This is a genomic window from Amycolatopsis sp. WAC 04197 (genome assembly GCF_003947475.1).
Lineage (GTDB): Bacteria > Actinomycetota > Actinomycetes > Mycobacteriales > Pseudonocardiaceae > Amycolatopsis > Amycolatopsis japonica.
This window is the reverse complement of sequence record NZ_QHJK01000012.1, coordinates 47,282-72,940: the sequence shown is the minus strand read 5'-3', so window position 1 is coordinate 72,940 and position 25,659 is coordinate 47,282. Positions and strand designations below refer to the sequence as shown.

General features: G+C 67.2%; 19 protein-coding genes and 1 tRNA gene. 16 read left to right on the top strand and 4 right to left on the bottom strand.

Annotated elements, in window-relative coordinates; genetic code table 11:
- The first annotated feature begins 100 nt into the window (after positions 1-100).
- The 7 genes from DMC64_RS36570 to DMC64_RS36540 all read left to right on the top strand — a co-directional run bounded on the left by DMC64_RS36570 (position 101) and on the right by DMC64_RS36540 (position 5,281).
- Entirely contained in the window at positions 101-919 is an 819-nt protein-coding gene (locus DMC64_RS36570) for an NAD(P)H-binding protein (protein WP_125737235.1), read from the top strand.
- A 73-nt stretch (positions 920-992) separates the two neighbouring features.
- Positions 993-1,253, top strand: a complete 261-nt coding sequence (locus DMC64_RS36565; protein ID WP_125737234.1) for a hypothetical protein — start codon at positions 993-995, stop codon at positions 1,251-1,253.
- Between the two features lie 9 nt (positions 1,254-1,262).
- Positions 1,263-2,654 carry a cell wall metabolism sensor histidine kinase WalK gene (locus tag DMC64_RS36560; RefSeq protein ID WP_037342962.1) on the top strand — a complete coding sequence of 464 codons (1,392 nt, stop codon included), beginning with the start codon at positions 1,263-1,265 and terminating at the stop codon, positions 2,652-2,654.
- Positions 2,651-3,313 carry a response regulator transcription factor gene (locus DMC64_RS36555; RefSeq protein WP_125737233.1) on the top strand — a complete coding sequence of 221 codons (663 nt, stop codon included), beginning with the start codon at positions 2,651-2,653 and terminating at the stop codon, positions 3,311-3,313. Before DMC64_RS36560 ends, DMC64_RS36555 begins: the two co-directional genes overlap by 4 nt.
- A gap of 58 nt (positions 3,314-3,371) precedes the next feature.
- Positions 3,372-3,956 (top strand): DUF4956 domain-containing protein, encoded by a 585-nt coding sequence (locus DMC64_RS36550; RefSeq protein WP_125737232.1) that lies wholly within the window; start codon positions 3,372-3,374, stop codon positions 3,954-3,956.
- Between the two features lie 29 nt (positions 3,957-3,985).
- Complete coding sequence (locus DMC64_RS36545) at positions 3,986-4,717, top strand: polyphosphate polymerase domain-containing protein (RefSeq protein ID WP_233629940.1); 732 nt, start codon at positions 3,986-3,988, stop codon at positions 4,715-4,717.
- Between the two features lie 57 nt (positions 4,718-4,774).
- Positions 4,775-5,281: a hypothetical protein gene (locus DMC64_RS36540; protein ID WP_125737230.1), complete on the top strand. Its 507-nt coding sequence runs from the start codon at positions 4,775-4,777 to the stop codon at positions 5,279-5,281.
- A 25-nt stretch (positions 5,282-5,306) separates the two neighbouring features.
- On the opposite strand, the gene DMC64_RS43065 is transcribed toward DMC64_RS36540, so the two are convergent.
- Positions 5,307-5,456 (bottom strand): hypothetical protein, encoded by a 150-nt coding sequence (locus DMC64_RS43065; protein WP_162836900.1) that lies wholly within the window; start codon positions 5,454-5,456, stop codon positions 5,307-5,309.
- 222 nt (positions 5,457-5,678) lie between these two features.
- On the opposite strand from DMC64_RS43065, the gene DMC64_RS36535 reads away from it, so the two are divergent.
- Positions 5,679-5,755 (top strand) — tRNA-Ile (locus DMC64_RS36535).
- 666 nt (positions 5,756-6,421) lie between these two features.
- Here DMC64_RS36535 and DMC64_RS36525 read toward each other — a convergent pair.
- Positions 6,422-7,459 carry an AraC family transcriptional regulator gene (locus DMC64_RS36525; RefSeq protein WP_233629939.1) on the bottom strand — a complete coding sequence of 346 codons (1,038 nt, stop codon included), beginning with the start codon at positions 7,457-7,459 and terminating at the stop codon, positions 6,422-6,424.
- Positions 7,460-7,728: 269 nt separating this feature from the next.
- Here DMC64_RS36525 and DMC64_RS36520 point away from each other — a divergent pair, with 269 nt between their 5' ends.
- The 3 genes from DMC64_RS36520 (at position 7,729) to DMC64_RS36510 (ending at position 19,214) form a co-directional block, all read left to right on the top strand.
- Entirely contained in the window at positions 7,729-12,357 is a 4,629-nt protein-coding gene (locus DMC64_RS36520) for a LamG-like jellyroll fold domain-containing protein (RefSeq protein ID WP_158634291.1), read from the top strand.
- A gap of 11 nt (positions 12,358-12,368) precedes the next feature.
- The gene (locus DMC64_RS43705) at positions 12,369-18,164 is read left to right on the top strand and encodes an RHS repeat-associated core domain-containing protein (protein ID WP_370325546.1); all 5,796 of its coding nucleotides are present in this window, start codon (positions 12,369-12,371) and stop codon (positions 18,162-18,164) included.
- A 537-nt stretch (positions 18,165-18,701) separates the two neighbouring features.
- A complete protein-coding gene (locus tag DMC64_RS36510) occupies positions 18,702-19,214 on the top strand; it encodes a hypothetical protein (RefSeq protein ID WP_125737227.1) in 513 nt (170 codons plus the stop codon).
- Positions 19,215-19,397: 183 nt separating this feature from the next.
- Here the strand turns inward: DMC64_RS36510 and DMC64_RS43580 are convergent, their stop codons facing one another.
- A complete protein-coding gene (locus tag DMC64_RS43580; RefSeq protein WP_255432911.1) occupies positions 19,398-19,559 on the bottom strand; it encodes an ANTAR domain-containing protein in 162 nt (53 codons plus the stop codon).
- 38 nt (positions 19,560-19,597) lie between these two features.
- Here DMC64_RS43580 and DMC64_RS36500 point away from each other — a divergent pair, with 38 nt between their 5' ends.
- Complete coding sequence (locus DMC64_RS36500) at positions 19,598-19,837, top strand: hypothetical protein (RefSeq protein WP_125737226.1); 240 nt, start codon at positions 19,598-19,600, stop codon at positions 19,835-19,837.
- Between the two features lie 62 nt (positions 19,838-19,899).
- On the opposite strand, the gene DMC64_RS36495 is transcribed toward DMC64_RS36500, so the two are convergent.
- Positions 19,900-20,874, bottom strand: a complete 975-nt coding sequence (locus DMC64_RS36495) for a YafY family protein (protein WP_125737225.1) — start codon at positions 20,872-20,874, stop codon at positions 19,900-19,902.
- A gap of 62 nt (positions 20,875-20,936) precedes the next feature.
- On the opposite strand from DMC64_RS36495, the gene DMC64_RS36490 reads away from it, so the two are divergent.
- The 4 genes from DMC64_RS36490 to DMC64_RS36475 all read left to right on the top strand — a co-directional run bounded on the left by DMC64_RS36490 (position 20,937) and on the right by DMC64_RS36475 (position 25,538).
- Positions 20,937-22,115, top strand: coding sequence for an epoxide hydrolase family protein (locus DMC64_RS36490; protein WP_125737224.1), 1,179 nt, complete (start codon positions 20,937-20,939; stop codon positions 22,113-22,115).
- Between the two features lies 1 nt (position 22,116).
- Positions 22,117-23,208 carry a winged helix DNA-binding domain-containing protein gene (locus DMC64_RS36485; protein WP_125737223.1) on the top strand — a complete coding sequence of 364 codons (1,092 nt, stop codon included), beginning with the start codon at positions 22,117-22,119 and terminating at the stop codon, positions 23,206-23,208.
- A 1,071-nt stretch (positions 23,209-24,279) separates the two neighbouring features.
- Positions 24,280-24,984, top strand: coding sequence for a DUF3558 family protein (locus DMC64_RS36480; RefSeq protein WP_199755210.1), 705 nt, complete (start codon positions 24,280-24,282; stop codon positions 24,982-24,984).
- Positions 24,985-25,148: 164 nt separating this feature from the next.
- A complete protein-coding gene (locus DMC64_RS36475) occupies positions 25,149-25,538 on the top strand; it encodes a hypothetical protein (RefSeq protein ID WP_233629937.1) in 390 nt (129 codons plus the stop codon).
- Positions 25,539-25,659 lie beyond the last annotated feature (121 nt).

The following is a 25,659-nucleotide window of genomic DNA, read 5'->3' as shown; positions in this document are numbered from 1 at the left end:
TGTGATCGCGCTCACGAACCCAATACTTTCCTCTAGGTACCTACTATCTCCAGGAAGGTAGCTTCGGTCGCGTCAACGCAACGTGATTCGAGGAGAGACCATGATCGTGGTGACCGGAGCGACCGGGAACGTGGGACGGCTGCTGGTGGAAACCCTTGCCGCGGCGGGAGAAGAGGTGACGGCGGTGTCTCGCCGGATCTCGGCGGCGGACGTCCCCGACGGCGTGCGGACCGTGCAGGCCGACCTCACGAGGTCCGACGGATTGAAGCAGGTCTTCGACGGCGCGGATCGGATTTTCCTGCTGACCTCGGGGGAATTCATGGCGGCGGGCGGCGACGTCGCGGAAATCGTCGCGGCGGCAGGGGGAGCGGGGATCGTGCTCCTGTCCTCCCAAGGAGTCGGGTCCGGACGGCACGCGCCCGCGTTCGAAGAGGCGGTCAAGGCGTCGAGTCCGGAGTGGACGGTGCTGCGTCCGGGTGGTTTCGCGTCGAACGCCTTCCAATGGGCGCCGTCGATCCGGGCCGACCGGGTGGTCGCCGCGCCGTTCGGCGACGTCGCCTTGCCCGTCATCGACCCGGCGGACATCGCCGACGTCGCGGCGGCCGTGCTGCGCGAACCCGGCCACCACGGCCGGACCTACGTGCTCACCGGACCCGAACCGATCTCGCCCCGGCGGCAGGCGGCCGACCTCGGCGAGGCGCTGGGCGAGCCGGTGCGGTTCACCGAACTGAGCGAGGACGAGGCCCGCGCCGCGATGTCGGAGTTCATGCCGCCGGTGGTCGTGGAGGCCACGCTCTCGATCCTCGGCGCGCCCACGGAGGACGAACTGCGGGTCAGCCCCGACGTCGAAAAAGTCCTCGGCCGGCCGGGACGCACGTTCGCCGAATGGGCGGCGCGGAACGCGGCGGCGTTCAAATGAGCGGGAGGGCTCGATGAGAAAGTTCTCATCGAGCCCTCATCGGCGGCTCACCCGGTCCGGGCAGCCTGGGGGTATGCGAGTCCGAATCATCGTCCTGGCCGGGGTCGCCGCCGTCGTGGTGGCGGCCACCGGCACGTTCGCCGTCATCGCGGCCACCGCGGTCTCGCCGCCCGATCTCGGCCCCGCCGTGGTCGCCCCCGCGGGCCGGGCCGTCTCCGGACCGGGGGAGGCGGGCGCCCCACCCGCCGTCGTCCCGCCCCGGCTGGCCGGGCACGACGACGACGTCGATGATGACCCTGATGACGCCGATGACCACTTCGACCTCGACGACTGAGCGGGGCCGATGAGCGCCCGCGCCCGGATCCTCGCGTGGGTCCTGCTGGTCGTGCTGCTCGCGCTCGCCGGTTCGCTGCTGGCCACCCGGACCGTCCTGCACAACCAGCTGGACCAGCGCCTCGACAACGAGATCGCGCACGAGACCGGCAAACTCCGCGCCTTCCTGGCGTCGCCGGACGCGCGCCCGGCCGGGCAGCCCGCCACCGTCGAGGCGGTCCTCGGCCGCCACCTGGAACGGAATCTGCCCGAGAAGTACGAGACGTTCTTCTCGATCAGCGACGGTGCCGCGTCGAGGCGGAGCGCGATCGAGCCGCCGGTCCGCCTCGACACGGACCCGAAATTCGTCGCCGAACTCTCCAGGGCCACGAGCCCGGCGTACGGCACGGTCACCACCGCGGTCGGGTCCGCGCGCTACGGCGTCGTCCCGGTGACCATCGAGGGCTCGCCGGGCCGCGGCGCGCTGGTGATCGTCGAGTTCGTCGACCACGCCGCGGGCGAGATCAACGACGTCGTCGGCGTGATGGCCGCGATGTCGGGGGCGGCGCTGGTGCTGGCCGGGCTGATCGGCTGGCTGGTCGCCGGCCGCATCCTCGCGCCGGTGCGGGAGGTGCGCCTGGCCGCCGAGCAGATCGGCGAGACGGATCTTTCCCGCCGGATCGAGGTCCGGGGCTCGGATGACGTCGCCGCGCTCGGCCGCACCTTCAACACGATGCTGGACCGGCTCGAAAGCGCCTTCGCCGGGCAGCGTGACTTCATCGACGACGCCGGGCACGAACTGCGCACACCGATCACGATCGTCCGTGGCCATATCGAGCTGATGGGCGAAGATCCCGAGGAGAACGCGGCGACGCGGCGGCTGGTCCTCGACGAACTCGGGCGGATGCAACGGATCGTGGACGATCTGCTGGTGCTCGCCAAATCCGGCGACCCCGGCTTCCTCGCGCCCGGTGAGACCGACCTCGCCGATCTCACCGTCGAAACCCTGGCCAAATCCCGTCCGCTGGCCGACCGCGTCTGGCGGCTCGACGCGGTGGCCGAGGTGAAGGTCCGCGCGGACGGGCAACGGCTCGCGCAGGCGCTGCTGCAGCTGGTCTCCAACGCCGTCCGGCACACCGCACCCGGCGACGAGATCGCCCTCGGCTCCGAGGTGACGGCGACGACGGCGCGGCTCTGGGTCCGTGACACCGGCGAGGGTGTCCCGCCGGATTCGAGGAGCCGGATCTTCGAACGGTTCAAACGCGGCAGCAATTCCAGCGGCGACGACGGAGCCGGTCTCGGCCTGGCGATCGTCGCCGCGATCGCCGAAGCGCACGGTGGCCGGGTGCTGCTCGACACCGTGCCCGGGGAAGGAGCGACGTTCACCATGGAGATCCCCGTCGCGGAAGGTGCGGACCGGTGACCAGTGTGCTCGTGGTGGAGGATTCCGCCAGGATCGGTGCCTTCGTCGAGAAAGGCCTGCGGGCGCAGGGTTTCGCGACCCGCTGGGTCAAGACCGGGTCCGAAGGGCTGACCGAGGCGCTGACCGGCGCGCACGACCTCGTGGTCCTCGATCTCGGTCTCCCGGACCTCGACGGCTCGGATCTGCTGCGGGCGCTGCGCGCGGCGGGCCGCACGGTGCCGGTGATCATCCTGACCGCGCGCGACAGCGTCGTCGACCGGGTCGCCGGGCTGTCCGGCGGTGCCGACGACTATCTGGCGAAACCGTTCGCCTTCGAGGAACTGCTGGCGCGGATCCGGTTGCGGCTACGGGGAAATCCCGAAGCCGAGCCGGCGGTGCTGCGGGCCGGGAACCTCGTCCTCGACCTGCGCACACGGCGGGTTTCGGTGGCCGGGGAGGAGAAGGACCTCACCGCCCGCGAGTTCGCGCTGCTGGAGACGTTGCTGCGCAACCGCGGCCAGGTGCTGTCCCGTGAGCAACTGCTCGGCGGGGTCTGGGGTTTCGACTTCGATCCGGGCTCGAACGTGGTGGACGTCTACATCCGTTACCTGCGCGGGAAGATCGGCGCCGAGCGGATCGAAACCGTGCGGGGGATGGGCTACCGGCTCGGTGAGTCCTGATGAGACGGTTCATCGCGATCTCACGACGGTCTCTTACTCGGGCGGCACAGTGGTTTCCATGACCACGACACTGCTTCATCTCGCCGTCGACCTCGTCGCCGCCGTGATCCTCGCCTACGGTATCTACGCCCGTCGCCATCATCGCGGTGACCTCGCGTGCGCCTATCTCGCGCTGAACGTCGGAGTCTGCGTTTCGGTCGCCGTGCTGCTTTCCGTGTCGACCGCGAGCGCGCTCGGGCTCGGCCTTTTCGGGGTACTGTCGATCATCCGGCTGCGGTCCGATTCGATCAGCCAGCAGGAGGTCGCGTACTACTTCGTCGCGCTGGTGCTCGGCCTGGTGAACGGGCTGCCGTCCGCGGACTGGCGGATCATCGCCGTCTTCAACGTGCTGTTGCTGGCCGTCATGTACGTCGCCGACCACCCGTCGCGCACGCGCGGTCCGCAGCGGCGGACGGTCGTGCTCGACACCGTGTATCCCGACGAGCAGACGATGCTGATGGAGCTGCGCGCGCGGCTCGGCGGAACGGTTGTGCGGCACAGTGTGTCCGAAGTGGACTATATTCGCGAGGTCACCGTCGTCGACGTCCGGTTCCGGCCGGACACCGCCGCCGTCGTCCACGGCGCTCCGGCGGCGCACCGGTGAACGGGCGCGGGACGGCCACCGTCGCCGCGGTGGCGAAGAGGCTTCCTTCGCTCTCGCTGGCCGAGGTCGTCGCCACGAGCGGGCTGATGAGCCGGACGGACCGCAAGTACGTCCTGCCGCTCAACGACTTCCTGGCCGTCGCCGACGTACTGTCGCTTCGCTGTCTGGAGATCGGCGGGCAACGGGTGTTCGGTTACTCGTCGACCTATTTCGACACACCGGATCTGGCGATCTTCCGCGCGCACCGGCAGGACCGCCGTCGCCGGTTCAAGATCCGCACGCGGACCTACACCGACTCGGCCGACACCTACTGCGAACTCAAGGTCAGCGGACGACGCGACGAAACGGTCAAGGTCCGCCGCCCGCATCCGGCCGAGGCGGCGCACGGCCTGACCGCGCCCGCGCTGACTTTCCTGGACGACGCCCTCACCGCCGCCTACGGCCGCCCCGCGCCCCGGCCGCTGCTCCCCGCGCTGGTCACCGACTACCGGCGGACCACCCTCGTCACCGCCGACACGCGAATCACCTGCGATACGTCGCTGATCTGGCGCTCCGGCCCGCGGAGCCTGGCGGCGGGGGACGACCTGGTGCTGCTGGAGGTGAAGTCGGGTTCCGAGCGCAACAGCGTCACCGAGGCGCTGGCGAAACTGCGGATCCGGGAACAATCGGTGAGCAAGTACTGCGCGGGCCTCGTGGCGCTGGGGCTGGCGACCGGCGGGAACCGGTGGCGACCGGCGCTGCGGCGACTCGGGGTGGCGTAACGATCGCGAGGCGGCCGCCGACCCTTGCCTTCGGGTTCCGAGCGAGGGAGGACGAACATGAGGACCAGGGAGAAGGCCGCGCTCGCCGTGGCGGGGCTGGCCGTCGCCGCGGCCGGGGGCACGGTGTTCGCCGGGACGTCCGGCGCCGTCGGCCCGTCGCCGGCGCCGAGCGTGCAGGCCGCGGAGACGTCGTGCGTGACCGACGGCGCCGGGATGTGCACCGTGCAGCACACGCTGGGCGCGGTCCCGGCGGTGGTGGTCGTCTCGGCGAACACGCCGGGACAGTTCAACGCGTACATGCTGAACACGGTGCAGGGTTCGTACACGGCGACCACGTTCAAGGTGCGGGCGATGTTCGACCAGACCACGCCGAAGGTGGGCGGGGCGATCTGGTTCAGCTATGCGGCCTATGGCGGGGCGCCGACGACCAGCCCGACTCCGACGAAGCCTCCGTCGTCGACGACGACGCCGAAGCCGACCACGCCCACTACGCAGACGCCGACGACGATGCCCCCTGATACGACCACCACCTCGTCGGGAGGCGGTTCGGGCTTGGGTGGCTGACCGTCCAAATTGGACCATTAATCGACTACCGCGGCGGCCGGTCGTCCAGCTCGTCGGCCAGGATCGCGTCGATCCGGAGACCGGCTCGCCGCAGTACCCGGATGCTCGCCCTCAGTGACAACACGATGCCGATGACGACCACGACACCGAGCCCGATGGCGACCGGATTCGCCACGAGCGCCTCCCTGCCCGACGGGCCCGGACGGCGAGCCGCCCGGCGCTGGTCCCTGAAACCTAGACGAGCCGGCTTTGCCCGGCGCCGTAAACCAGCTGATCGGCCTAGGCGATCGGGGCAGGTGAACGCTGTGATAGCTTGGAGCGAACTGGGACTTCTGTGCGTTCGCAAACCCGCTGTTCGGGCGGGGACGGCTCCCGCGGAGGTGTCAGGGCACCGTTGGGGCCGGTAGCTCAGTTGGTTAGAGCAGGGGACTCATAATCCCTTGGCCGTCGGTTCGAGCCCGACCCGGCCCACCATATCGATATCGTTGCCAGCCTGCGGGGATGTTGGCCCTCCGGCGGCAATTTCGCCTCGTCGTTAGTCGTGACTGGGCTCCGTTTGCTCCGGCGCGCCGAGGGGGAGGGAGCGCGCACGATATTTACTGCCCGTCGCCGGCGTGGATGTGCGCCGGCGACGGTGGTTTGTGAACCTGAGACCGCAAATCGGCTCTCGGTGTTGACGACAGCACGTTGGTACACATCAAAGCCAACACGTGTGGGAAGCCGGAGGCCGCTCCGTGGCAGGCCGTTCCCTGCGGCGCGGTCAGGAAGATCGTCGAGTTCGTCATCGACAACTTCCGAAGCTGACCGAGGAGTCACGCCCGGTGGATTCGATGAGGCTGGACGACAACGCGAGCCGACTGCTGTCACTTGCCTGCTCTGGTCAAGGCCGGTGACGTCTGCTTGATCGTGTGCCTAACATGAGCACTTCGATAATCGCGCGAGCCTCTGTCGACAACCACGACAGCGTCGGATACGGAACCAAGAGATGCACGTTCCTGGTGCGGAATTTGGCCCAGATAGACGCCAACACACCCTTCGACCGGTCGGCGTTCGAGGCAGGAGTGCGTGAATGTGCTCTGGTACTGACATGCGGGCCGCGACAGCCTCGACGTAATCTCGGGCTTCTTGTGCGCACCTGTTCTAGAAAAGCGGCCGACCGGATTCCAGTTTTGTGCCGGTGAGCGGCGCGGGCCGCAGGCTGATGAGGCTGCCGAGGTAGAGGTCTGTCGCGTTCCCGGCGCGGAGCAACGCGGTCGGGGTGCAGCCGATCAGCAGGCGGAAGTCGCGGTTGAGGTGCGCTTGATCGGTGTATCCGCACAATGCGGCGAGTGAAGGTAACGGTGGCGGGTTGGTGCCGCTGAGAAACCGGATGGCGCGGTGACATCGGGCGACCCGTGCAACGGCCTTCGGAGGCAAGCCGACCTCTCGGTGGAAGCGAGTGGTGAAATGTTGCCGGGTGAGGCCCGCCTGCTCCGCGAGGTCGTCGACCTTGACCGTCTGCTCCGCGAGGGTGAGGCTGCGCCAGCCCTGGTCGAGCGAGCGGGGCAGTTCTGGTTCGTTCAAGATCCACGTCGCCAAGCGGCAGTCGAGAATCCGGAACCGATGGTCCGTATCCTTTGCCTCCCGCAGCTCTTCCGTGAGAACTCGGGCACGTGTACCCAAGAGGTCGTCGAGTGTCACGGTGGTGGCACTGATTTCCCGCAGTGGCAGGCCGAACAGCGCTCTCGCGCCCAGCGGGGTCAACTCGATGACGATCCCTCGTTCCACGCCCGTTCGCTCGTAGGTCATCGGCTGGTTGGACAACCCGACGACGGGGGAGATCGTCGCCAGCGGTGATCCGTCGACCGGACGGCGAACCGGCGTGTCGAGGTCGATGATCACCACGACCGAGTTCAGTGCGGCGACGGTCCGAATCTCGGGCACCGGCGTGAACCGGCGGAAGGCCAGGTAGAAACTCACCCATCGGGACAGCCGGCGTTCCGGTGACCGGGTCTTCCAGAACTCGCCGTCGGATGACGGAGTCTCCTCCACCGCGCCCCCTTGCTCCTGACGATTGTGATGATCGACATTCAACCGAGGGAAAGCATGGCGCGGACAAGCCGTCCTGAAGAGGCTCGGTGCGAAAAGAAGCGGCAACGCCACGTGGTCGTGACAGAGCAGTACGGCGTCGGCAGTCACCTGTGCCGCCGTATGGGGCAACGGGCTCCGGAGAGCGGTGCTCGTTGGGCCGGCGGGCGCCTTACATTTTTACAATCCATGATCTCCGTTCGTCGCTAGCCTTGACCTCGCCGGAGCCTTCCGGGGACGCGGCACCCTGTTCCGACGCAGGGACCGCCTATGGCCTTTCCGGAATCACGTGAACCGAACCAGGGGGATGACTCATGCGCGTGTTGAGGAATGCCGGTAGATCGAAGGCGCATGTTCTTCTGCTGTGCCTCCTGTTGATCGTGAGCTCGTCCTCGGTCACGGTGCTCGACGCCGCCGGCGTGCCGGAGCGAAAAGAGAAATCCGTCGTCAAGGAAGCCGCCGACGACGCGACCGCGGTGGCCGCCGCTCTGCGGCAGGGCATCCGAGTCGAGGTGACCGATCAGCGCTCAGCCACCTCGACGGTGTACGCGGAGCCGGACGGGGCCAGGACGACGGAGATGACCGCGGTCCCGACGAGATTCAAACGCGGCGACGCTTGGATCCCGCTGGACCGAACCCTGGTTCCCCGGAGGGACGGCGCGGTCGTGCCCCGGTCGGTGGGGGAGGACGTCGTGCTGTCGGGCGGTGGCGACGACGCGCCGCTGATCCGCATGGCCGCCGGCGACAAGGAGCTGGCGTTGCACTGGCCGTCCACGCTGCCGAAGCCGATCCTGGCCGGTACGTCCGCGACTTATCCCGAGGTCCTTCAGGGGGTGGACCTCGTGATGCGGGCGGACGCCGGAGGCTACCGGCAGTTGCTGGTGGTGAAGAACGCCGACGCCGCGAAGAATCCCGCACTGTCCAAGGTCCGGTTGCGGATCGCCGCCAAGGGTGTGCGCGTCACCGCGGAATCCTCAGGGGCGCTGAAGGCGGTGGACGACAAGGGCGTCCAATTCTTCGGCTCGGCGTCGTCGATGATGTGGGACGCGAACGGGCGGGCCGAAAAGGTCGGAGTCGAAGTCTCGGGTGACGTCCTGACGCTGAAACCGGACCAGAAGTTTTTTGCGGGTGAGGGCACGGCCTATCCGGTGACGGTGGATCCGGCCTATTTCGCGCAAGGCCACAACTACTGGGCGACGGTGCTGTCCGGCGATCGCTTCCGCAACCAGGCCTTCGATCGCCGGAGCGCGGACGCGACCCACCCGGACTGGGCGCAGGTCGGGCAGTGCTGGAACGAGCACAACGAGTGCAACGGCATCGGTGAGGGCCGCGCTTACTTCTCGTTCTACGACACCGGTCAGCTCGCGGGCAAGGACATCCTGGAGGCGAAGTTCTACACCACGGTGGCCTACAGCCCGAGTTGCCAGGTCCGCAACCATCACCTCCGTCCGGTGTTCCACTCCATCGGAAACGGCACGACGTGGAACAACAAGCCCGAGAATCCGGGACAATGGATCGAGTTCGCCGCGCCCACCTCGTGCAACGGTGCCCACGGCGTGGAACTGGACATCCGCAACGCGGTGAACCAGAGCGGTGCGACGACCTTCTACCTGCATGCCATGGATTCCAACGATCAGTTCGCGTGGCGGAAGTACGCCTCGGCCGAGACCCGGATCTCGATCAAGTGGAACCGGGCCCCGAACCAGCCTGCGAACCCGCGAACGGACCCGCCGTTGCCGACGCCGTGCAAATGGTGCGCCGGCGTGCCTTACACCGCCAACCAGCATATTCAGCTGATCACCACGGTCTCGGATCCGGACAACGAACGGGTCCGGCCGAAATGGCGCGTCCGGCCCACAGGACGCCCTGAAGAAGCGTCGGACGGAGACTTCGTCCCCTCCGGCGTGGCGGTGAGCCGTGGCCTGTCGCTCACGGACAAGGACGGGCTGCAGGTCAGCTGGTGGGTACACGCCGAGGACGACGCCCCGGCGAGCAGCGCGGCGGCCCACGGTCAGCTGTTCGCGGTCGACATGGTGAAGCCCCACGCCACGCCGACCGTGGAATCGAGGATCTACACGAAGGACAACGACTGGCACGGCGGCACCGGAATCCCGGACATGTTCACGTTCGGTAGTCAGGGCGTCGGCGACATCGATCATTACCTGTACGGCTGGCAGGATCCGCCGAACGAGAAGGTCGACGCGACGGCGCTGGGAGGGCCGGCGCAGGTCAGTATCGCGCCACCGGGGGACGGCCCGCGGACCCTCTTCGTCCAAAGTGTCGACAGGGCCGGAAACAAGAGCGACCCGACGCACCACGACTTCAACGTCCGTGCCGGCGACGGAGCACGGCACCAGTGGTCTTTCGAGGGGAACGCCAAGGACAACGCTTATCAGGGCGACAAACACGGTGTCCTGAACGGCGCTGCCTCGTACGCCTCAGGAGCCGTCGGGACCGGTCTGTTGCTGGACGGGCAGCCCGGGAGCGCGATGACCGCGCCGACCACTGTCCGGACCGACACCAGTTTCTCGGTGTCGGCGTGGGCCAGGCCGGACGTGTTCCGCGCGGATCCCATGGGTGTGGTGAGCCAGGACAATCCGCAGAACGGATACAGCGGCTGGCTGCTCCACCTGCGTGACGACGGCCAAGGACCGAAGTGGGCGTTCTGGCTGCCAGGCGGGACCCCGGCGAATCCGGGAGCCGGAATCGCTCTCGAGACGTCCGCGGCCGCCCACCAGCCGCAGCAGGGAAAGTGGACCCACGTGGCAGGCGTGTTCGATCGCGGAACCGCTGAAGCCAGGCTGTATGTCGACGGTGCGTTGGCCGCGAAGAAGACAGCGCCGGCCGGATGGACGCCGTGGCAGGCCGGCGGAGAGCTGGCAGTCGGCAGGCTGCAATGGGCCGGTGTCAAGGGACATCACTGGCAAGGCGCGCTCGACGAGGTGCAGGTCTTCGACCGGCCGCTGTCCGACGCCGAGGTCGGTGCGAAGGTCAGCCGGGACAATGTCCGCACGGGACACTGGCGGTTCGACGACCGGCCCGCGTCCCCTGGTGCGCCGAACACCAAGGCACGCAACGAGATTCCCGGCGCCAGCGCGGGAACGTTGATCAACGGGGCGACCTTTGTGGACAATGGCGAACTCGGTCGCGCGGTGAAGTTCGACAGTCCGGATACGCCGAAGGCCCAGGTTGTGACCGACGGTCCGGCCGTGCGGACCGACCGGAGCTTCACAGTCTCGGCCTGGGTGACCGCGAACAGATTCGTCGCCAAACCACTGGCGATGACCGCGGTCAGTCAGGACGGCGTGTTCAACAGTGGCTTCTACCTGCAGTACAACGCCGATCAGCACAGGTGGGTGTTCTTGAAGTTCTCCGCCGACATCGCCGACGGCGCGGCCCTGCGGTGGCACGGCGTCGTCGCGAAGCAGACCCCGGCGCTGGGTGTGCCGGTGCATCTGACCGGGGTTTACGACGCGCTGACCAAGGAAATGCGGATCTACGTCAACGGCGAACTCGGCAACGACGAGAAGTTCGTCTACCCGGGAACGGACTGGGACGCAGGCGGGAAGCTGGTCATGGGCCGCGGCAAGTTCAACGGCGCCGAGAGCGACTTCTGGCCCGGCACGGTCGACGAGGTTCGCACCTACAGCCGGGTCCTGTCGCCCGATGAGATCAAAGCCGTGGTCAGCCAGAACCGCGTGTCGTCCGGCAGCTGGAAGTTCGACGGCGACCTCGGTGACTCTTCCGGCCGCGGCTTGACGGGTACCTGGGCCGGCTCGCCCGCCTACACCGACGGCCAAAGTGAAGACCCCGACGCCGCGGACAAAGCATTACGCCTGGACGGAACCAACGCTGTCGAGGCCGCGAACGCCGTCGATTCGACGGAAAGCTATACGGTGTCCGCGTGGGTCCGCCCCGACGTCGCCACGGATTGCTCCTGCACCGTCCTGTCCCAAGACCACAGCGCCCTCTCGTCGTTCGCGCTCGCCGCGGGAGCCGACGGGAAATGGCGGATGGCCGCGGCGAGCGATTCGGCGGTCGCGGGCAAGGTCCAAGCCGGAGCCTGGACCCACGTGACCGGCGTCCACAACAAACCGCGCGGACAAATCGAGCTGTACGTCAACGGGACTTTGGTCGCCACCGCGAAACACACCGTTCCGGTGCACAACAACGGCAAGTTGCAGGTCGGCCAAATGAAGTCCGGCGGGACACCGGGACAACGCTTCAAGGGCGCGATCGACGACGTCCAGGTCTACAGTCGCGCGCTGTTCGCCGACGAGATCCGTGTCATGGCAGGCCGCGACCTGGCTCTGGTGCACAACTGGAAGCTCAACGACAGCCCCGCGGACTCGATCGGCGCCCGTATCGGCGCGTTGGTCGGAGGCGCGGGCTACGGTCCCGGCAGGGCAGGCAAGGCCGCCCGGCTGGACGGCGTGGACGACGCGGTCACCGCGAGCGGAGTGGATCTCCGGACCGACCGGAGTTTCACGGTGTCGGCGTGGGTGAACTTGACCAAGCCCGGCCCCTGCGAGGACGAGTGCACCCGCGACGCGGTCAGCCTGTCCGGCGGTGCGGACGACAAGGGGCCGGTGAAATTCCGTCTTGGGCACCGGATCGACCAGGACCAGGCATCGGGCAACGGGAAGTGGATCTTCGAGATGCCGGAGGCGAACGGGACGGTCACCGAGGCCGCGGTATCGGTGCGTCCCAGCCAGTTCGGCAACTGGGTCCTGCTCGTCGGGGTGTACGAGGCGAGTTCCGGGCAGATCGAACTGTACGTCTACAACGACGATCCACTCAGTGAACCCGACCTCGACGCGGGCAAGCTGCTACGGCCGTGGCAGGGGGCGGGGGCCGTTCAGATCGGCCGCGCCGTGGCCGGCCCCGGTGCCACTGCCTCCGAGTTCTGGTCCGGAGGTGTGGACGACGTGCGTCTCTACACCGGCTCGCTATCACCGGACCGGCAAAAGGCGCTGCGCAATTCCTATCCGGCTGTGACGAGCTCGTGAGAGGCCTCCCGATGAGAGCACACCGCGTGAGATCACAGTGGACGATTCGCGGACTGGTCGTCGTCCTCGTCGCGTCGTTGGTTCCCGTACTGACCGTCATTCCACCCGCCGCGTCCGCGGCGCTCGCGGCGAGCGAGCCGTCGATACCGCCGCCGGCGCCATCGGTATCCGTGACCAAGGAGACTCAGCGGACCCGGGAGCCGGATCAGACATCACGGCGCGCACTGGCGAACAATCAGCAACCGGTTTCGGAGCGGCCGGGCTCCGGCCGCCCTACGGCCTCCCCGTTGTCGCCCACCGCCACCTGGGACATCAACACCCACACCGGCGACTTCAGCTGGTCCTACCCGATGCGGGTGCCTCCGGCACCGGGCGGTTTCGAACCCAAGGTCGCGCTCTCCTATCAGTCGTCCGCCGTCGACGGCGCGACCAGCGAGACCAACAACCAGCCATCGTGGATCGGTGACGGCTGGAGTATGTGGCCAGGCTTCATCGAGCGGTCCTATTGGTCCTGTGCCGACGACGACGCCAAGACAGGAGACCTGTGCTGGCGCAGTGACAACGCCACGGCCATGTACGGCGACGGAGGCGGCATGCTGGTCTGCTGCGACGGCGGCGGCAAGTGGCGTTCGAAGGATGACGACGGCGCACGGATCGAACGCCGGACCGGTCTTGCGAACGGCGACAAGTTCGGCGAGCACTGGGTGATCACCACGGTCGACGGAACCCAGTACTGGTTCGGCTCGCAACTGGACTCGAAGTCCACCTGGACCGTCCCGGTCTTCGGAGACGACGCCAACGAGCCGTGCCACGGAGCCACGTTCGACACCTCGCATTGCGACCGGGCCTGGCGATGGAACCTGGACAAGGTCGTCGACCGCAACGGCAACGTGATCTGCTACTACTACGCGCCGGAAACGAACTCCTACGGATTCAACACCAAGGACGTCGCGAGGTCCTACACCCGAGGCGGGACCCTTGAACGCATCGACTACGGGATCAACGAATCCGTCACCGGCCCGGCGACCGGAAGGGTGGAGTTCACCACCGCGAAGAGGTGCGTCGCCGGCTCCGTCTGTGCCGAGGATCAGCGCGGGAACTGGCCCGACACACCGTTGAAGATGTCCTGCGGCGGTCCGTCGTGCAAAGAACACTCGCCTACTTTCTGGACGACCCAGCGTCTGGACACCGTGACGACCAAGGTCTGGCGCGGCTCGTCCTACGAGCCGGTGGATCGCTGGACCCTGGATCAGACCTTTCCGCGGCTGGGCGACGTCAACATCGAACAGAAGGAAAGCGCGGTCTTGTGGCTGAAGGGCATCAAGCACAGCGGCCTGGTGGGTGGTTCCCTGGACATGCCGCCGGTCACCTTCGACGGAACGCTGATGCCCAACCGGGTCGACGGTGACAAGGACGGCTACGCCCCGCTCAACCGGTACCGAATCACCGGCGTGATCTCCGAGTACGGGGGTGTGGTCGCGGTGGACTACGCGCCGCCGGACTGCAAGGCGGGCGTCGCGATGCCCGCCAATCCGGAGACCAACCAGATGCGCTGCTTCCCGGTCAGGTGGGCACCCGCCGGGCACGAGCCGCGGGTGGACTACTTCCACAAGTATGTCGTCTCATCGGTGACGCGCACCGACATGATCGCCACCAACCCCGAACACACCACCCGGTACGAGTACCTGGACGGGGCAGCCTGGCACTGGAACACCTCCGAGTTCGTCAAGGATGACAAGAAGACATGGAACGAGTTCCGTGGCTTCAAACGCGTGCGGATCACGACGGGCGCCGATCCGGCGCAAGACCCGGGACGCAGTCCGAGAACCATGTCGGAGTTGCGGTACTACCGCGGAATGGACGCGGACCGGTTGCCGGACAACCGCAGGCGTACGGAATCGGTTGCCGACTCCGTAGGCGACGGCCAGAGCACCCGCAAGGACGAAGACTGGTTGCGGAGCTTCAATTTCGAGACGACGACCTACGGTTCCGATTCCGCTTCGAACCCACCGGTGGTCAGCAGGATCGTCAGCCACCCGGACTGGCGAGGACCGACGGCGAGCCGAGGCGAGTACCACGCCTACTTCGTCCGGCCCGGCCGCGCACGGACCTTCACGGCTCTCGCCGCGGGCGGCTGGCGAACCACGGAGGCCGTCACCGGCTACGACGACCGCGGACTGCCGGTACAGGTCAACAACTTCGGAGACATAGGCACATCGGAAGACGATTTGTGCACGACCGCGACATACTCGCGTGACGAGAACATCTGGCATCTCAGCCGCAAAGTACGCGAGGAGACCGTCTCCGTCGCGTGTGGCGCCACCGCTCGGTTCCCGGAGCACGCGGTTTCCGACGTCATCTTCGGCTACGACGGCAAAGGAAACCTGAACCGGACGGAAGTGGCCAAGGACCGACCGGCGGCAGGACCCGTCTATGTGAAGACCGGGGACTTCGCCTACGACGCCCATGGCAGGGTGACACAGTCGACCGACGCACTGGGCAACGTCAGCAAGACCGCCCATATCCCGGTGACCGGCGGCCCGGTCACGCAGATCACCACGACGAGTCCTCCGACGGCGGCGGTTCCAGCGGGGCTGGTGACCACGAAGACGCTCGAACCCGCGTTCGGAGCGCCCGTCAAGGTGGTCGATCCCAACGGCCGCGTAACCGAGACGGCCATCGACGCGTTGGGTCGCACGGAGCAGGTCTGGTTGCCCAACCGGCGACGCGCGAACAACCCGGAAGGGAGTTTCAAGTTCGGCTATCTGGTGCGGCGGGACGACGCGACCGTCGTGACGACCTCGAAGATCGGCCCGAACGGCGTGTACGTGACGAAGAACGAGGTGTACGACGGCCTGTTGCGCCTCCGGCAGACCCAGACACCAGGTGTGGGGATGCGGGAGGAGAACGGCAGGGAAGTGCCGTTCGAAGAGGGGCGGCTGATCACCGACACGCGGTACGACTCCCATGGCAGGCCGTACAAGCAGACGAATCCGTACTTCAACGACGGGCACGTCGACACGAGTCTCTGGCGAGCCGCCGACGCCGAAGTGCCGGGCATGACCAGGAAGAAGTTCGATGGCGCGGGCCGGGTCGTGGAGACGATCCACCAGGCGGGCTCCGCTGACAAGTGGTCGACCTTCACCGGCTACGACGGTGATCGTGTGCACACCACGCCCCCGGCCGGCGGGACGGCGACGACGGTCATCTCCGATGCCCGCGGCCGTACCACCGAACTTCGCCAGTATCACGGGCCCAAACCGGAGGGCGGTCACGATGTCACCCGCTACCGGTACACCTCGGCGGGCAAGCTCGCGCAGGTGACCGGGCCGGACAACGCGACCTGGTCCTACGGCTACGACTTGCGGGGGAGGAAGACGACGGCGATCGATCCTGACGCGGGCGCGGTCACCATGACCTACGACGACCTCGACCGCATGACCAGTACGAAGGACGTCCTCGGGAAGGTTCTCGCGACCGTCTACGACGGGCTCGGTCGCAAGACCGCGTTGCACGCCGACGGTCCCGGCGGCCCGAAACTGGCTGAGTGGACCTTCGACACGGCGCCGTTCGGAAAGGGCCTGGCGGCATCCGCGACCAGGTATGTCGCCGGAAACGCCTACAGCTCCGCGGTGAACGGATACACGGCGCTCAACAATCCACTGTCCACTTCGGTCACCATCCCGGCGGCGGAGGGCAAGCTGGCGGGCACCTACCAGACCAACATGTCCTACGGTCAGGACGGCACGCTCACCGGCGAAACGTATCCTCCGGTTCCCGAGGCCGGCGTGACGGAGACCTCGCTCGAGCAGACCGTCAGTTACCTCATGGACAGCAGCGGGCATCTCGTGTCGACCCAAACCGGTACAGGCACCCAGCTCGTCTTCGAAACGCACTACACCCGTTATGGGGAAGTGCAGCGTCTCGAACACGGGACGGTCGGCAGTCGCGCATGGCAGTCGTTCTACTACGACTCGAGCACCCGTCGTCCCAACAGGTTCGTCACGCACGCGGAAGTTCCGCACCCGATCCAGTCGGATGTCCAGTACACCTACGACCCGGCGGGCAACATCACGTCGATGGCCGACATACCGATCGGATCTCCCGCGGACGTGCAGTGCTTCCGGCACGACGGCTTGCGCAGACTGACGGAGGCGTGGACCGCGGCCCAGAGCGACTGGTCGGCCGGCAGCGGCTGCGCGGCGGAGCCCACGGCTGCACCGGGGCCGGCCGCGTACTGGAACTCGTATAGCTACGCGCCGGGCGGGAACCGGTTGGGAGAGACCGAACGCGGTCCCACCACGTCCGCCGGTCGTGCCTACGCCTACACGGAAAATCCGCAGGCACAGCCTCATGCGTTGCGTTCGGTCAGCGACCCGGCAGGTACAGAGACCTTCGAATACGACGCCAAGGGCCAAACCACGAAGCGAACGAAGCCCGGCCTCGATCAATCCATGGTCTGGGACGGCGAAGGCCACCTCGTCTCGATGACGGCCAATGGCGGGACGACGTCGTTCATCTACACCCCCGGCGGCTCCCGATTGCTGCGCAAGGATCCCGCTGGAACCACGCTCTATCTGGGGAAGCAGGAGATCCGTCTGCCCGTGGGGGCCACGAAACCCGTTGTCAGCCGCTATTACACGCACGGCGACAAGACCATCGCGATGCACGACGGCAACGCGTTGCACTGGCTGGCCAGTGATCACCAAGGCACGGCCCAGGTCTCCATCGACACCAAGTCCGCGACAGTGTCCAAACGGCGCCAGGATCCCTTCGGCGCACCTCGGGGCGATTCCGGCACATGGCCGGGCGAACGCGGTTTCGTGGGAGGAACGCGGGATGCCTCGACCGGGCTGACTCACCTGGGCGCCCGCGAGTACGACACCTCTACCGGAAGGTTCCTGTCCGTCGACCCGATCATGGACCCGTCCGATCCACAGCAGATGCAGGGCTACGGGTACGCCAACGGCAGCCCGGTCACCCTCAGCGACCCGACAGGGTTGTCGCCGTGCAGCGGCCCCGACGGAGTCGGATGCAGAATGGACGACGAGGTCGCGCGATGCTGCCCTGGCCCGGAGCAGGTCAGGCACAACGTTCCCCCGCCGCCTTCGCAGGACTCGTTGCGGGAGAAGAGCAAGAAGTCCAATGACGCCAAGAACCGCAGAGACGACCCGAGGCGTTTCGGCACCACGCTCCGGAACCCGGTCAATATCACGACCGACACTTCGCCTTGCCCGTGGGCGGGCCCGGGTTCTCGGATAGTCGAGTGCGGCCCATCGGTGAGGTACTCGGTGTGTGACGACTACCGCTTGCTGACTGGCACTTGTCTTTCCGGTGAGGAGGCGTACCGCGAGATCCAGCGGCTGGAACGAGAGAAGGCCGCCCTCGCCGAGTACGAGGAGAAGGAACGGAAGCGCAAGAGGGAAGTCGCCCAAGGATCCAGCGGTTCGTGCGTCGGGATCGATGCCCAAGCGATCGTCGTCGTGGGGTTCAAGCGCTGCACCATGACAGACGATCAAGGCAACAAGAGGACGGTCTGGTCCTTCAAGATCGGCATCGGCATAGGCGTGGGCGTGAACGCCAGTTCCACGCGATCGTTCGACAACAAGCGGGTAAGTCAATTGGGTGGCAAAGCCGCGTTCGTCGAGACCGGCGGGTCGCTCGGGCCCATCGGATTCGGAGCGTCAGCCTCCTTCGACATCGATGACCAAAAGGGAACCATAGGCCCGGTTCCCGCGATCGAAGCCGGCAATTCGGTGGGTGTCGGAGGCGCTCTCTGGAACACGGGGGTCGAGTTCAGTTGGTGACTCGTTGAAGTGTTGATGTGTTGTGAAGTCTCACGGAGCAGGGCGAAGGCATCTTCGGCGTTGCATGAGGATGCCTTTGACCTGGCCGATCACTTCCAGGCTCCGGAGAGCTGCACGCGGCCCTGGTGGGTGCTAGCCGGGTGTGGAACCGGCCGTCCGAGGCTCGCAAGCTGACACCGGTGCAACCACACCGCACAGCCAGAGCGGAAGCGGGCCACGGCCCGGAGCGGAGTGCTCCGTTCGGGTTGCTCATGACGGTCACCGAGTACGTCACCACGGCTTTCTGCCCGACGGCGAGTTTTCCATGCCGGCGAAGCGATTTCCCGGTCACAATGACGGATCCACTCGTGGCCTTCGCGTCGTCGTTGTAGGTGGCGTCGTCGAGGACCTTGGTCAGGTCGTCGGTGATGGGCCGGCGGCATCACCTTCCTCGCTGCGTGTGGGGTCGAAGCGTTCGTAGCTTGGATCCCGCGGGCGCTATGTGCGGTGGCGCGGCGAACGAATTAAAGTCCACTACCACAGGGTGAAGGGAGGGCGATGAGCTATACGCAGCCAGCAGCCGACCGGTTCGTGGGGGCGCTCAGAACTGCTTACCGGGGGCTGATCGAGAGTGGGGCGGTCTCCCTTGCTGTCGACCATGGCGATGCCGAGACAATAGTCCGACTCGAGCCGACTGCCTCGGGTGCACCGCGCCTGGAGCTACGCATGACTGGAAGCGTCGGGGAACTGTTCCTCGACGATCTGGATCCGTTCGAAGTGGACGAAACTTCGCCGGACGACGTCGAGGAGTTCGCGTCGTTCACACGAGCACTGGTCGATGGGCAGCTTGAGCTGGTCTCCAGGAAAACCTTGCTCGGCTGGCGTCCAGCGGCAGTCGAATGGCCTGGCGGCCAATGGTCACTACCAGGGAACCCAGGCATCGTGGGTTTGTTCTTTCGACCACGTACGGAGAAAGTGCGGGGATACGTCCAAACCGAAACGGAAGACAGAGTGAGATTGGAGCGGAATCGAATCCCAGGCCCGACCCAGCGCGGCACGCACCACTCCTGAGACATCCCCGCCGGTAAGGGTGTGGGCGAGGCTACGGGGCTTACGGTCTCTGCTGCCGGTCATGAGTGCTCCAGTCGTCGATGCGTCCCCGTCGGCGAATCACTGTGCTTGTCGTGCACGTGAAAGAGGTGCCGGGAAGACCCGCTCCGAACGGCACCGGCCGGCGAACGGCACAACACGCGGTCAGGCGGTGTCCTGGGGGAGGTGCAGGTGTCCGGTGATGACGTCGCGGGCTACGTCGGTGATCGCTCGCTGGTGGCTGAAGGCGTGCGCCCTGAGGCGCGCGAGCGCGTCGTCGACCGGGATGGCGAGGCGTGCAAACAGGATCCCGGCGGCCTGGTGCACCTCCGGCGCGCCACCGTTGTGAAAGCCCGGCAAAATCGATGACTGCTCACCGCGCTGTCCAGCTCCGCTGGGACATCCGTAGCGTCGCCGTCCACGACCTCGGGAACGATCCCGTGATCATGACCTACCCCGGGATCCGCATCACCCGTCATGAGTCCGGGCATGTTGTCTCCGAGGTCTGGCTGCCGGTCGGGGAACGCTCGACCTACACCGACGACGAGGCACTCATCGCCGCCCTGCACTCCGCCTGGCGGTGGACCAGGACCACCCGGCAATGACCCAGGTGGCGGTGGTCGCCGACCGCGTCACCGCGTTGTGCGCGCCCTCGGTGGGACAGTCTTCACCTGGTGCGAGGTCGCGCCTCGATCGCGCTCAGACACCGTTGCGCCTGTTGTCGGAGCGCGTCTTCGAGTTCCGGCGGTCCGCTGACCAGGGTGAAATCGGTCTGCACCGACGTGATCATCCACACCAGATCGGATGTCGTCGGAGCGCCGAGGTGCAGGAGACAGCGGTGCTCGTCGACGGCCTCGACGACGCCCATCCCCGGCCACACCCGGTCGGCCACCGCACCGGCCGATTCGTGCAGCTCGACCGTCGCCTGGCACGGCCAGGCGCGCGCGGAAAGCTGCTGCGCCAGATAGGCCGCGACGTCGTCGAACGGTGGCTCGCGGGGCGTGAACCGGGCGCCGGCGGGTGGCCGCGGGGTGAGGCGATCGACGCGGAAGGTGCGCCAGTCGTCGCGGTCGACGTCGAAGGCGACGAGGTACCAGTGCCTGCCGAAGTTGACCAGGCGATAGGGCTCGGCGTGCCGCCGGGAGGCACCGCGGCGCGGGCTGAGGTAGTCGAAGCGCAGGCGTTCGTGGCGGCGGCACGCGTCCGCGATGGTCATCAGCGTGTCCGCCGAGATCCGCGGGCCGGGCGCCACCCCGGCGCGCACGGTCGCGGTCTGGAGTGTGTTCACCCGATGCCGAAGCCGTGACGGCAGTACCTGCTCCAGTTTGGTGAGCGCGCGTAATGCGGTCTCCTCGATACCGGTGACCGAACTGCCGGTGGCGGTGCGCAGTCCGACGGCCACCGCGACGGCTTCGTCGTCGTCGAGCAGGAGCGGTGGCAGGGACGCGCCGGCGCCGAGCCGATAGCCGGGCGTGCCTTGGAGCGCGTGTACCGGGTAGCCGAGTTCCCGCAGGCGCTCGACGTCCCGTCGCACGGTCCGCGTGGTGACGCCGAGGCGTTCGGCCAGGTCGGTACCCGGCCAGTCGCGGTGGGTCTGCAGCAGCGACAGGAGCTTCAGCAGTCGTGCGGAGGTTTCCAGCATGGTTTTCATTCTGCCGTCCGGTTAGGACCGAAGTCGTCCTAACCGGTTTCTAGCGTGGTCTCATGACACAGGACATCCACCCGTTCTCGATCGACATCCCGCAGGCCGACCTCGACGACCTCGCCGCGCGCCTGGCCGCCACCCGCTGGCCGAGCGAACTGCCGGGCGTCGGCTGGAGCCGGGGTGTTCCCGCCGGTTACCTCGCCGGGCTGGCCGAGTACTGGCGCACCGGTTTCGACTGGCGGGCGCAGGAGGCCGCGCTCAACGCCCACCCGCAGTTCGTCACCACCATCGACGGCCAGCGCCTGCACTTCCTCCACGTCCGCTCGCCGGAGCGGGACGCCACGCCGCTGGTCCTGCTGCACGGGTGGCCGGGCGGGGTGACCGACTTCCTCGACGTGATCGGGCCGCTTTCGGACCCGCGGGCGCACGGGGGAGACCCGGCTGATGCCTTCCATCTGGTGATCCCGTCCTTGCCGGGGTTCGGGTTCTCCACGCCGCTGGCCGGACCGGGGATGAGCGCCGCGAAGATGGCGGGCCTGTTCGCCCGGCTGATGGCCGCGCTCGGCTACGAGCGGTACGGCGTGCACGGCTACGACACGGGTTCGTGGGTCGCGCCGGAGATCGGCAAGCAGGATCCGGGGCATGTGCTCGGGGTGCACCTCACCGCGATGATCACGTTTCCGATCGGCGCCGAGGGCGAACTGGACGACCTGCCCGAGGCCGACCAGCGCCGCTGGGCGTCGATGCAGGACTTCAACGACGGCTACCTGCAGTGCAACTCCAAGCGCCCGCAGACGGTGGCCTACGGCCTGCACGATTCGCCCGCCGGTCAGCTCGCGTGGATCGTGGAGAAGTTCAAGGAACTGACCATGCCCGAAGACGCGCTGCCCGAGGAATGCGTGGATCGCGATCGCATGCTCGCCACGGTCTCGCTGTACTGGTTCACCGGCACCGCCGGTTCGGCTGCCCAGATCTACTACGAGGAGATCTCGGCGAACGACTGGAGCGGCGGCGAATCCGGTGACTGGGGATCCGGCGACTGGAGTGGCGCCGCGGCGCCGACCGTGCCCACCGGTGTTCTCGTGTCCGCGCACGACGTGACCGTCCGTCGCTGGGCCGAGCGCGACCACCACGTCGTGCACTGGAGCGAACTCGGCCACGGCGGGCACTTCCTCGCCATGGAGGCTCCCGCCGCGCTGGTCGACGACGTCCGCGTGTTCTTCCGGAAGGTGCGCTGAGATGGGCGCCCGCGGGAGGGCGGTGCTGAGCCCGCGGGCGCTCAACCGCGCCCTTCTCAGCAGGCAACTTCTCCTCGGCCGCGTCGATCTCGGAGTCACCGAGGCGACCGAGCACCTGTTCGGGCTGAACGCGCAGGACCCGGATCTCGCGTATTTCGCGCTCTGGAACCGGCTCGAACGCTTCGGCGTCCAGGACCTCACCGCCGCCATCGAACGCGGTGTCCTCGTGCGGTCCACGATGATGCGGGCCACCCAGCACCTGATGTCGGCGGCCGACTTCCGGCTGGTCCGCCCGGTGCTGGCGCCGCTGCTGCGGCGGGTGCAGCGCAACGCCTTCGGCAGCCGAACCACCGGCGTCGACCTCGACGAACTGGTCGCCGACGCGGCCAAGCTGCTCGACGGCGGCGTCGTCCTCACTCGGCCCGAGCTGGGGCGGGCGCTCGCGCGAACCCGGCCGGGCACCGACGCACAGGCACTCGGCTTGACCGTGCAGTACCTGCTCCCGCTGGTGCACCCCGCCCCGAGCGGAACGTGGGGCAAACGCGGCGCGACCCCGTTCGCCGTCTTTCCCGGTGTATCCGAAACCGCCACCGCCGACGACGTGCGCGAGCTGATCCGGCGCTACCTCGCCGCGTTCGGGCCGGCCACCGTCGCCGACGCCCGGACCTGGTCCGGGGTGAGCGGACTGCGTGAGGTCTTCGAGCAGCTGCGGCCGGAACTGCGGACATACACCGACGAAGCGGGGCGGGAACTGTTCGACCTGCCGCACCACGACATCCCTTCGCCGGACCTGCTCGCGCCCGTCCGGCTCCTCGCGGAGTTCGACGCGACCCTGCTCGCCCACGCCGACCGCACGCGCGTGATGACCGAACCGATCCGGCGACAGGTCTGCCAGGGCGCGGCGGTCGCGGCCACCGTCCTCGTCGACGGCACGGTGGCCGCGACCTGGACGAAGGACCGCACAGGTGTACTCACCGTCGTGCCGCTGCGTTCGATCTCCACCGCCGATCGGCAGGCCATCGAAACCGAAGCCCTGCGGTTACTGGAGTTCGCCGCTCCCGGCGCCGTCCACGACGTCCGCTTCAGCGGATAAGTCCACAGATGACCGAAGCCTTGTGGAGCGTCGCGCGCCGATGCGGTGAAGACCGTCGGCCGGGCGGCTTCGAAGGCAGGCCGGTGGTTCACCGCGACTACTCGTTCAGCGAGCGCGGCAAGCCGAGCGAACAGGATTCTCCGCAAGGTCAAGATCGGTGGCAAGGTATCGGGTAGAAGAGACACCGGATCGCTCTGCACGCTCCTCACGCCGTGAACAGGCGGTATTCCGAGTGCACGAGGCCGCATGGGACTATGGCAGATCCACACGGGTAAGAAGCGGACGGCCAGGCGGGTGTTCCGGCTGAAGGAAGCTTACGAGCTCGGCGGCACTCGCGTGACGATCCTGGGCAGCATCTCGGCTCTCCTCTTCCTGGCACGGTTCACCGAGAGTGCGAGGTTTCGACGGCCTGCGCTCAGCAGGACACCAACGCCACCGTCCTGGTGATTCTGGCAGTGCATCCCACCACGAGCCGTCCCGGCGGTTGCGGTCGATCAGGCCTCGGGTGCCGTTGATCGCCGTCCGGGCGGGCCAACAGCTCCCGGTCGTCTGGACGGCGGGAGATGCGGGACCAGATGGTCTTGCCGGAGGCGGGGTCGTCACGGTGACCACCCGGCACGGTGCGGGTAGGTAGGTCAGCCGTACTTCACGCGTGCCGGGGGTGTGCTCGTAGGCATTCGCGAGTAATTCGAGTATTGCGAGTTGTTTCCGGAAGATTCTGGCGTCCTTGGGTGGAAGGGATGTGCGACGAGGATGAGGGTTAGTCGCAATTCGGCCGGGTCGGGCCGGCATTGCGGCAGGCCGCAGCCACAGTGAGGCTCCCAGAGTCGATGCATGGGTTCATGGACGAACAGCTTCCAAGCTTGAAGGGGGTCGGAGAGGGCCACGAAGCGCGGACATCGAGGTCCGGACCTGGGCGGGCGGGTGCGCATCGAGCATCGCATCGACCTCGCCGGCGACGCTTTCCGTTGCTGAAGAACGGTTTTCAGGCTGGCGGCGGGATCTTGCCCGCGCTCGCAACTGCGTTCCTGGTAGCCTCTGTTCACTTTAGATGGGGGAGATGAGCGCAAGATGTCGAACGTGGAGTGCCCCGGCTCGCTGAGAGCCGGTCGAATCGCAGTGGTTGTCGCCGCGTCGGCAATGCTATTGCTAGCCGGGTGTTCGTCGGACAAGTCTGGTTCGGCGCCGCAGGGCAAGGTCGCCGAGAGTGCGGCCCCGTCGTCCGCCGACCCGGCTGCCGAGACGGCCGCCCCGGACGCTTTGTGTGAACTTCTCACACCGGCTGACCTGTCGATGATTGCTGGAGAGGCGTCCGAGCCGAAGGCGTTGGCAGTCGGCGGATTGCCCGCGTGTCACTGGGAGGCGCCTGCCGGAGGTCGCGTCCAGGTGATCGGTGCGTCAGCGGAGAAGTGGGCAACGCAATTGCCCGCGGCGATAGAGCAGGTGAAGAAGTCGGGACTGCTCGACGATCCGGAGACGGCTCGCAAACTGGAAGCGGCTCGCGACCTGATCGCCTCAGGCAAGGAGATCGCGCCGGATCGTGCCTGTGAGCTGTTCTCCACGCTGCTGGAGGTTCAAGGACTACCGGCTGGCAGCTCCCGCACCGTGAATCTGATTCCCGCCCGGGAGAACCCCAAGGCCATCAACGGACAAACCTGCAGTGGCGGGAGATTTACGTCCGTCCAGCTCGTCGCGCCGAACCTGAGCGGCTCCGACGACGAGGTCTCGAAAATGTCGAGCGTGCTGACCAGGGCACACGAACGCAATCGCGGCTAAGCACCATTCAGTCGGCGCTCTTCTGTCTTGTCGTTTCGCCGTATCCCAATACCGGCGAGAAGCGAGCCGGAAGGGCGTTCCGGATCAACTGGACGAGGTTTCGGGTCATTTGTGCTGCCTTCGCCGTCACCGGACTTGTCGTGGGCGCCTGCGAAGATGGCGGCATGACGGAAGAACCCCCTGAGGTCGATTCGGATAGGTGGTTGCGGCTGGAGACGCTGTGCGATGTCGTCCAGGCTGAGCTGGCGGCCGCCGGGTTGCCGGTGGTCCCCGGCGGCCGTCCGACCGGCGTCGCCGGTGCGGTCGTGTCGGTCGACTTGCCCGATCTGCGCGGGTGCTTGTCGACTGGCAGGAGCACGCGCTCCTTCTTGACACGGGGCAACGACTACTCGCCTCATGAACTCCTGGTCACCCGAAGAGTGGCCCCGTCGGTGTGGAGCGTGCGACGGGATGCCCAGTTCACCCGGCGGTATGACTCGATGCGCGCAGCCTGGAACGCACGGAACGCTGCCGACTGCCCGAACCCCGACTGCGAGATCCACCACAGTCGCTGAACAGACCGACGCACACGTAATGTCCAATGAGGACAGAAGCGGCTGACCGGAACGGCGGGACGGGACGCGAAAGCCACTTTCGCGACGTCTGATGTCCCGAAAGTGGCTTTCGCGACATGGC

Bases quoted from the DNA above. Each gene is read 5' to 3' on its own strand.
- DMC64_RS36570 (WP_125737235.1), top strand. From the start codon at position 101: ATGATCGTGGTGACCGGAGCGACCGGGAACGTGGGACGGCTGCTGGTG.
- DMC64_RS36565 (WP_125737234.1), top strand. From the start codon at position 993: ATGCGAGTCCGAATCATCGTCCTGGCCGGGGTCGCCGCCGTCGTGGTG.
- DMC64_RS36560 (WP_037342962.1), top strand. From the start codon at position 1,263: ATGAGCGCCCGCGCCCGGATCCTCGCGTGGGTCCTGCTGGTCGTGCTG.
- DMC64_RS36550 (WP_125737232.1), top strand. From the start codon at position 3,372: ATGACCACGACACTGCTTCATCTCGCCGTCGACCTCGTCGCCGCCGTG.
- DMC64_RS36540 (WP_125737230.1), top strand. From the start codon at position 4,775: ATGAGGACCAGGGAGAAGGCCGCGCTCGCCGTGGCGGGGCTGGCCGTC.
- DMC64_RS43705 (WP_370325546.1), top strand. From the start codon at position 12,369: ATGAGAGCACACCGCGTGAGATCACAGTGGACGATTCGCGGACTGGTC.
- DMC64_RS36510 (WP_125737227.1), top strand. From the start codon at position 18,702: ATGAGCTATACGCAGCCAGCAGCCGACCGGTTCGTGGGGGCGCTCAGA.
- DMC64_RS36500 (WP_125737226.1), top strand. From the start codon at position 19,598: ATGACTGCTCACCGCGCTGTCCAGCTCCGCTGGGACATCCGTAGCGTC.
- DMC64_RS36495 (WP_125737225.1), bottom strand. From the start codon at position 20,874: ATGCTGGAAACCTCCGCACGACTGCTGAAGCTCCTGTCGCTGCTGCAG.
- DMC64_RS36490 (WP_125737224.1), top strand. From the start codon at position 20,937: ATGACACAGGACATCCACCCGTTCTCGATCGACATCCCGCAGGCCGAC.
- DMC64_RS36485 (WP_125737223.1), top strand. From the start codon at position 22,117: ATGGGCGCCCGCGGGAGGGCGGTGCTGAGCCCGCGGGCGCTCAACCGC.
- DMC64_RS36480 (WP_199755210.1), top strand. From the start codon at position 24,280: ATGTCGAACGTGGAGTGCCCCGGCTCGCTGAGAGCCGGTCGAATCGCA.
- DMC64_RS36475 (WP_233629937.1), top strand. From the start codon at position 25,149: ATGACGGAAGAACCCCCTGAGGTCGATTCGGATAGGTGGTTGCGGCTG.